The 7,723-nt window shown below is 60.0% G+C and carries 10 protein-coding genes; all 10 read left to right on the plus strand.

Features of this window, described 5'->3' with window-relative positions; translation table 11 throughout:
* Positions 1 to 200, plus strand: a 200-nt coding sequence (locus L3J03_11750; protein ID MCF6291654.1) for a hypothetical protein, incomplete at its 5' end; no start/stop codon positions are given.
* Positions 190 to 1,260: a radical SAM protein gene (locus L3J03_11755; protein MCF6291655.1), complete on the plus strand. Its 1,071-nt coding sequence runs from the start codon at positions 190 to 192 to the stop codon at positions 1,258 to 1,260. The genes L3J03_11750 and L3J03_11755, both read left to right, overlap by 11 nt.
* A gap of 10 nt (positions 1,261 to 1,270) precedes the next feature.
* Positions 1,271 to 2,308 (plus strand): uroporphyrinogen decarboxylase, encoded by a 1,038-nt coding sequence (gene hemE, locus L3J03_11760; protein MCF6291656.1) that lies wholly within the window; start codon positions 1,271 to 1,273, stop codon positions 2,306 to 2,308.
* Positions 2,309 to 2,330: 22 nt separating this feature from the next.
* On the plus strand, positions 2,331 to 2,930 hold the full coding sequence (locus L3J03_11765) for an HD domain-containing protein (GenBank protein ID MCF6291657.1): 600 nt from the start codon (positions 2,331 to 2,333) through the stop codon (positions 2,928 to 2,930).
* 109 nt (positions 2,931 to 3,039) lie between these two features.
* Complete coding sequence (locus L3J03_11770) at positions 3,040 to 3,615, plus strand: rubrerythrin family protein (protein ID MCF6291658.1); 576 nt, start codon at positions 3,040 to 3,042, stop codon at positions 3,613 to 3,615.
* Between the two features lie 104 nt (positions 3,616 to 3,719).
* Positions 3,720 to 4,094: a desulfoferrodoxin gene (locus L3J03_11775; GenBank protein ID MCF6291659.1), complete on the plus strand. Its 375-nt coding sequence runs from the start codon at positions 3,720 to 3,722 to the stop codon at positions 4,092 to 4,094.
* 11 nt (positions 4,095 to 4,105) lie between these two features.
* Positions 4,106 to 4,618 (plus strand): ferritin, encoded by a 513-nt coding sequence (locus tag L3J03_11780; GenBank protein MCF6291660.1) that lies wholly within the window; start codon positions 4,106 to 4,108, stop codon positions 4,616 to 4,618.
* A 52-nt stretch (positions 4,619 to 4,670) separates the two neighbouring features.
* On the plus strand, positions 4,671 to 5,864 hold the full coding sequence (locus L3J03_11785) for a flavodoxin domain-containing protein (GenBank protein MCF6291661.1): 1,194 nt from the start codon (positions 4,671 to 4,673) through the stop codon (positions 5,862 to 5,864).
* 182 nt (positions 5,865 to 6,046) lie between these two features.
* Positions 6,047 to 6,727, plus strand: a complete 681-nt coding sequence (locus L3J03_11790) for a HEAT repeat domain-containing protein (GenBank protein MCF6291662.1) — start codon at positions 6,047 to 6,049, stop codon at positions 6,725 to 6,727.
* 19 nt (positions 6,728 to 6,746) lie between these two features.
* On the plus strand, positions 6,747 to 7,535 hold the full coding sequence (locus tag L3J03_11795; protein ID MCF6291663.1) for a hypothetical protein: 789 nt from the start codon (positions 6,747 to 6,749) through the stop codon (positions 7,533 to 7,535).
* Positions 7,536 to 7,723: the final 188 nt, after the last annotated feature.

The following is a 7,723-nucleotide window of genomic DNA, read 5'->3' on the forward strand; positions in this document are numbered from 1 at the left end:
TTATGGCTTCCGAATCGCCGTTGCGGCGAAGCGAGTTCCTGCTTGATAGCCTGTTTATGAACAGCCAGCCCTTCTCAATGGAGCGGCCGTTGGTAGAAGAAGACCCCTTTCCCGACAGGAGGGGGTTACTGAATGTTTACAAAAAATCACCCGGGTTCCGGGCCGGTAACCGAATCAAAGGAAAAAAACATGGATTTTGACGTGAAATGGATCGCCTGGGAGGTGACCCGGCGCTGCAATCTGCATTGCGTGCACTGCCGCTCATCCTCGGAACCGGAGATCCAGGGCCATCCCGACTTTTCCTTTGCCGAGGCCTGCCGGGTCCTTGACGATATCAGCTCCTATGCCCGGCCGGTGGTGGTGCTCTCCGGCGGCGAACCCCTGCTGCGCGACGACGTGTTCGACATTGCCGCCCACGGCGCGGACAAGGGGTTGCGGATGTGCCTGGCCACCAACGGCACCCTGGTCAACGATGCGATCTGCGCCAGGATAAAGACCGCCGGTATCCGGATGGTTTCCCTGAGCCTGGACGGCTCCACCGCTGAAATCCACGACAATTTCCGCAACCAGCCCGGGGCCTTTGCCGGAACGATCCGGGCGGCCGGGCTTTTCAAGAAGCACAACATCCCCTTTCTGATCAACTCTTCCTTTACCAGGCGCAACCAGGAAGATATCGCCGATATCTACCGGCTGGCCAAGGATCTGGGGGCCACGGCCTGGTACATGTTCATGATCGTGCCCACCGGACGGGGCCGGGAGATCATGGCCGAACTGATCTCCAGGGAGGAGTACGAAGAGATCCTGGAATGGCATTACCGGATGGAAAAGGAAGAGGATGAGCTGCTGGTCCGCCCCACCTGCGCCCCCCATTATTACCGGATCGTGCTGCAGAAGGCCAGGCAGGACAAGGAGAAGTTCAAACGGCGTTCGCTCAAGTTCTCCACCGGCGGGGCCAAGGGTTGCCTGGCCGGTCAGCTCATCTGCCTGCTCGACGTGGACGGCAATGTCCTGCCCTGCAGCTATTTCCCCATGGCGGCCGGCAATGTCCGCGAGCAGTCCTTCAGGGAGATCTGGGAAAACTCGAAACTGTTTCAGGACCTGCGGGATTTCAAGAGCTACAAGGGCCGTTGCGGTCAATGCGAATATCTCAACGTCTGCGGCGGCTGCCGGGCCAGGGCCTATGCGATGACCGGCGACTACCTGGCCGAGGAGCCGTTCTGCGGCTACCAGCCCATAAAAATGAAAAAACAACGCAACTGAGGCGCGATCAATGAACGATACCTTTCTCAAGGCCTGCCTGGGCGAAAAAACAGACTATACCCCGGTGTGGATGATGCGCCAGGCCGGACGCTATCTGCCCGACTACCAGCGGGTGCGCGGCAAGGTAAGCTTTCTCGAGCTGTGCAAGACCCCGGAGCTTGCCTGCCAGGTCACCCTGCAACCGGTGGATATCCTCGGGGTGGACGCGGCGATCCTGTTTTCCGATATCCTGATCCCCATGGAGGCGATGGGACTTACCCTGCGGTTCCTGGAAAAACGGGGTCCGGTCTTTCCGGACCCGGTCCGGAGCCGGGCCGCGGTGGACCGGTTGATCATCCCGGACCCGGATGATGAAACCGGTTTTGTGATGCAGACCATCCGCCTGCTGCGCCAGGAACTCAAGGTGCCCCTGATCGGCTTTTCCGGGGCCCCCTTTACCCTGGCCACCTACCTGATCGAGGGCGGCTCCTCCAAGTTCTTCTTTGAGACCAAGAAGATGATGTTCACCGAGCCGGAACTCTACCACCGGCTGCTGGACAAGATCACCGACTGCACCTCGCTCTATCTCAAGGCCCAGGCCGCGGCCGGGGCCCAGGCCCTGCAGATATTCGATTCCTGGGCCGGGGTCCTGGCGCCGGGCGACTTCGCCCGCTTCGCCCTGCCCTATGTGCAGCGGATCATCCGCGAACTGCGGCAGACAACCGATGTGCCGATCATCTACTTTGCCAACAACGGCGCCACCCTGCTCGAACTGTCCAAAACCTCGGGCGCCGACGTGCTCGGGCTTGACTGGCGGGTTGACATCGGTGCTGCCGCCGACCAGGTGGGCGACCAGGTGTCGCTCCAGGGCAACCTCGATCCCATTGCCCTGCTCCTGCCGGAAAGGGAGCTTGCGGCCCGGGTGGAGAAAATACTGGCCAACGGCCGCAAGGCCCGGGGCCATATCTGCAACCTCGGCCACGGCATCCAGCCCACCACCCCGCCGGAACAGGCAAAACTGTTCATTGACCTGGTACACGAACTGGGCGGAAAAACAAAGACCGAGTAGCCTTCACACCCCGTGAGTTGCCGTGGATGGAGATGACGGAACCAGAAACAGCGTACCCAGCCGGGACTTCTGCTTCCGGTTGATGGCCCGCTACGGGATGCTGGCCAACATCAGGGCCCACTCCATCCTGGTGGCCAGGATCGCCGAGGCACTCAGCCTCGACCTGGCCCGGGCCGGACTGAAGCTGACCCCGGAACTAGCCGTGGCCGGGGGACTGCTCCACGACATCGGCAAGACCCTCTGCCTCAATACCGGCCGCGACCACGCCAGGGTCGGCCGGGACATCTGCCTGGGCCACGACCTGGACACCATTGCCCCCATCGTGGCCGAGCATGTGATCCTCACCAACTATTCCGCCGAGCAGCCGATCACTGAAAAGGAGATCGTCTACTATGCCGATAAACGGGTCAACCATGACCAGGTGGTGAGCCTGGCCGACCGGCTGGCGTACATCATTGCCACCTATGGTCGCGACAACCCGCGGATCCAGTCGAAAATCAAGAAAAATTATATCCGCTGCCAGGAGCTTGAGGCCCGGATCTTTGCTCATCTTGACTTTCCGTGCCAATACCTGGCGGCCCGGGTCAAAAAACAGCCATGGGAAGAACCAGGTTATTTTTAACTTGCAAAGAATCGTGCTCCCTGTTAACCTCTTCCTCCACTGAGAATGATTCTCAAAAAGTAGAGCAACTTTATACTACTCTTGACAACCTTAATTCCGGAGGACCATGATGAACTCTTTAAAGGGAACACAGACCGAGAAAAACCTGCTCACCGCATTTGCCGGTGAGTCCCAGGCGCGCAACCGCTACACCTATTTTGCCTCCCAGGCCAAAAAGGAGGGCTATGTCCAGATCAGCGCCATCTTCGAGGAGACCGCCAACCAGGAAAAGGAGCATGCCAAGCGGCTGTTCAAGTTTCTGGAAGGCGGCGAGTTGGAGATTTCCGCCGCCTTTCCGGCCGGGGTCATCTCCACCACCCGGGACAACCTGACCGCATCGGCCGGGGGCGAGAATTACGAGTACAGCGAGATGTACCCGCGGTTTGCCGAGGTTGCGATGCAGGAGGGCTTCAAGGAGATCGCCTCGGTTTTCATGGCCATTGCCAAGGCTGAGCAGTATCATGAGGAACGCTACCTGACCCTGGCCGCCAACATCGAAACCGGCCGGGTGTTCAAGCGCGACGAGGAGCAGACCTGGCGGTGCCGCAACTGCGGCTACAACCACCAGGGCACGGAGGCCCCTGAGACCTGCCCGGCCTGCGCCCACGGCCAGGCCCATTTCGAGCTGGTTGACGACAACTTCTAGGCCGCTTCCCATTGCCGGAGTCTGACCGGATCCGCCTGCCCCGGTCCAATCCGGGGCAGGCAGTCCACCCCACTTTTCTTAACCTGAAAAACAGAGGAGAAGCCATGACAGAGATACTGCAGGTCTACAAGTGCGAGCTGTGCGGCAACATGGTCGAGTTGGTCCATACCGGGGCCGGCGAGCTGGTCTGTTGCGGCCAGCCCATGACCTTACTGGCCGAGAACAGCGTGGACGCGGCCCGGGAAAAGCATGTGCCAATGGTGACCGGGATCAAGGGCGGCTACAAGGTCAGCGTCGGCTCGGTGGCCCATCCGATGGAAGAGAAGCATTATATCGAATGGATCGAGCTGATTGCCGGTGATGTTGCCTATCGTCGATTTCTCAAGCCGGGCGATGCGCCGGAGGCAACATTCATGATCAACGCCGACACGGTTACCGCCCGGGAGTACTGCAACCTGCATCGGCTCTGGAAGAGCTGAGGAGTGAAATCATGCTGAGCGCAAAGATGACCGAGGCCTTTAACCGACAGATCAATGCCGAGTTCTTTTCAGGCTACCTCTACCTTTCCATGTCCGCCTTTTTCGAGTCCCGGGGGTTGAGCGGCTTTGCCGGCTGGATGCGCCAGCAGGCCCAGGAGGAACTCTTCCACGGGATGAAGATGTTTGATTTTGTCAACGAACGGGGCGGCCGTGCTGTAATGACCGCCATTGACCAGCCGGCCACGGAGTGGGATTCAGTCCCAGCGGTGTTTGCCGAGACCCTGGCCCATGAGCAAAAGGTCACCGGCCTGATCAACGACCTGGTCAACCTGGCCATGGACGAGCGGGACCATGCCTCGACCATCTTCCTGCAGTGGTTCGTATCCGAACAGGTGGAAGAAGAGGCCACTGCCGGGGGGATTGTCGACAAGCTCAGGTTGATCAACAACGACCCCAACGGGATATTCATGCTGGACCGGGAACTGGGCCAGCGGGTTTTCACCCTGCCCACGGGCAAGGAATAGCCCCGGCCCTGGACCTACATTCAAACCCGGATTTTTTCAAAAGGAGACCACAATGGCAACAACGGAAATCTTGAAAAACATCCACTGGGTCGGGGCGGTGGACTGGAACATCCGCGACTTTCACGGCTATTCCACGGAAAAAGGCACCACCTATAACGCCTACCTGATCAAGGACGAGAAGATCGCCCTGTTCGACACGGTCAAAAAGGAGCTGAAGGGCAATCTCATCCATCATCTGCGCAGCCTGGTCGAGCCCACTGCCATTGACTATATCATTGTCAACCACGTGGAGATGGACCATTCCGGCTGTCTGCCGGAGATCATCGACCTGGTCAAGCCGGAAAAAATCTTCTGCTCCCGGGCCGGCAAAAAGGCGCTGCTCGAACATTTCCACTGCCAGGACTGGCCCCTGGAAACGGTCAAGACCGGCGACTCGATCAGCCTGGGCTCCCGCACCGTCAGTTTCCTGGAGACCCGGATGCTCCACTGGCCGGACAGCATGATGTCATACATCCCCGAGGACAGGCTGCTGATCTCCAGCGACGCCTTTGGCCAGCACTGGGCCACTTCCGAACGGTTCAACGACGAGCTGGAGCCGGCCGAGCTGATGGGCCATGCGGCCAAGTACTATGCCAACATCCTGCTGCTCTTCGCGCCGCTGATCCAGAAACTGCTGGCCAAGGTCGCGGACATGGGGCTTGAGATCGAAATGATCGCCCCGGACCACGGGCTTATCTGGCGCACCGATCCGGGCCAAATCATCGCCGCCTATGAGAAATGGAGCCAACAGGAATGCCGGGACAAGGCGGTGATTATCTACGATTCCATGTGGAAGAGCACCGAAAAAATGGCCCGGGCGGTTTACAACGGCCTGGTGTCCGAGGGGATACATGTGCGGATGATGAACATGCATCATACCCATCGCAGCGACGTGATGACCGAGGTGCTGGACGCCAGGGCGATCATTTTCGGCTCCCCGACCCTGAACAACGGAATCCTGCCCAAGATGGCGGATATCATCACCTATATGAAGGGATTGAAGCCCAGGGGCCGGATCGGCGCGGCCTTTGGCTCCTACGGCTGGAGCGGCGAGGCGGTCAAGATCCTTACCACCGCCCTGGAGGAGATGCGGATCAAGGTGGCGGTCCCGGGGATCAGGATCAGAAACGTACCCGACCATGAGAGCCTGGTTCCCTGCGGCGAAATGGGCCGGGCAATAGCCGGGCTGATCAAGGAACAGACGTAAGAGTTCATCAGCACCCCATATTCGCACGATCAGGCCGGCTCACATAGGCAAACTATAGTTTCGCCACCCTGCTTGTACAAATCTGTGGCACTGATGCCCTCTTACAGCGCAGAGGTTTAACCAGATTGGTGCCCCTGGTGAACTATTACGAACAGACTTGCGGATGAAGGGCTTTCAACACCATGCGGATCATGCGGCATAAACAGCGGATCTTCCGGCTGCTCAGGGGTGATGACCTCGGGTTGCTGCTGGCCGAGCTTGAGCTGCTGGCCCCGGAACAGGTGTTGAACCCGCTGTTCTCCGGGATCTGCCGGGCCGAAGAGCACATCCGCTGGCAGGCGATCATTGCCATGGGCGCCACCGTGGCCCGGCTGGCCGACGCGGACATGGAGGCGGCCCGGGTGGTGATGCGACGTCTTATGTGGAGCTTAAACGATGAATCAGGCGGCATCGGCTGGGGCGCGGCCGAGTCCATGGCCGAGATCATGGCGATCCATGAGGGCCTGGCCGGAGAGTATGGCCACATGCAGGTGGCATACATGCGCGAGGACGGTAATTATCAGGAACTCGAAGCAATGCAGCAAGGGGTGATCTGGGGGGTGGGCCGGCTCACCCTGGCCCGGCCCGGGCTGATGAAAAAGTGGCGGGCCGCCCTTTATCTCCCGCCCTATCTGCAGAGCAGGGACGGCGCGGTGCGGGGTCTGGCCGCCTGGGCCCTGGGATTGCTCAAGGCCCGGCAGGCCGGGCCAATGATCAACAGACTTGTGGGCGACCAGCAGGAGGTACGCCTCTTTGTTGACCGGCAACTGAAAAAAACCACGGTGGATGAGCTGGCCCAGGGGGCACTGGCCCTCCTCTCATAACCGGAGAATCAAAAAGATCATGCCTGACACCCAGTTACCCGGCTTCCAGTATCTCGGCTTTCTCCAGTTCGATGTCCGGGCCGGCGACCTGAACAGCAACCTGGACCAGGTCCAACAGGGACTTGCCGGACTGGGCCGGACCGGTAACCAGCCGCCGGCCCTGGTGGCGCTGCCCGAACTCTGGAGTTCCGGCTTTGACTACCCCACCCTGCCGGCCCTGGCCCGGAAAACCCCGGAACTCCTGCGGGAACTCGAAAAACTGTCCGCTCAATATAAAATGATTCTGGCCGGCTCCCTGGCTGAAGAGGATCAGGGCCGATACTACAATACCCTATATATCACCGGCCCGACAGGCCGGCTGGGCAGCTATCGCAAGCAGCATCTCTTCGCCCCCATGGGCGAGGAGAGTTTTTTCACTCCAGGTACCGGATATGGCCCCATTGATACCCCGCACGGCCGGCTGGCATCACTGGTCTGCTATGATCTCCGCTTCCCGGAACTGGCCCGCGGCCAGGCAGCCCAGGGCGCCCTTTTCCTGGTGATCGCGGCCCAGTGGCCCCTGGCCCGGGTCGATCACTGGCAGACCCTGGTCCGGGCCCGGGCCATTGAGAACCAGATGTTCGTTATTGCCGCCAACCGCTGCGGCGCCACCAATGACACCCGGTTTGCCGGCCATTCATTGATCGTGGCCCCGGACGGCGCCATCCTCCACCAGGCCGGCCAATCCAAGGAACAGGCCCTGGTCGCCATTGACCCGGGCCGGCTCGATACGGTGCGCAGCCGCTTCAACACCCTGGCCCAGATGTAAGTGATCACAGGCGGTGCAGGTTCGCATAAGCGCGATCATACGGGAAAATGGTAACCGTTCAGGTAAGGTTTCGGTAAACCCCGTACGTTTGAGGTTGGACCGGGAAAGGGGTTTTCTTATACCGAACGGTGTAGCGGACCCTGAGCCGCGGCCGTGACGGCAAAAGCGGAATTTGAAACAACTTCGGC

It is taken from the genome of Desulfobacterales bacterium (assembly GCA_021647905.1).
GTDB lineage: Bacteria > Desulfobacterota > Desulfobulbia > Desulfobulbales > BM004 > JAKITW01.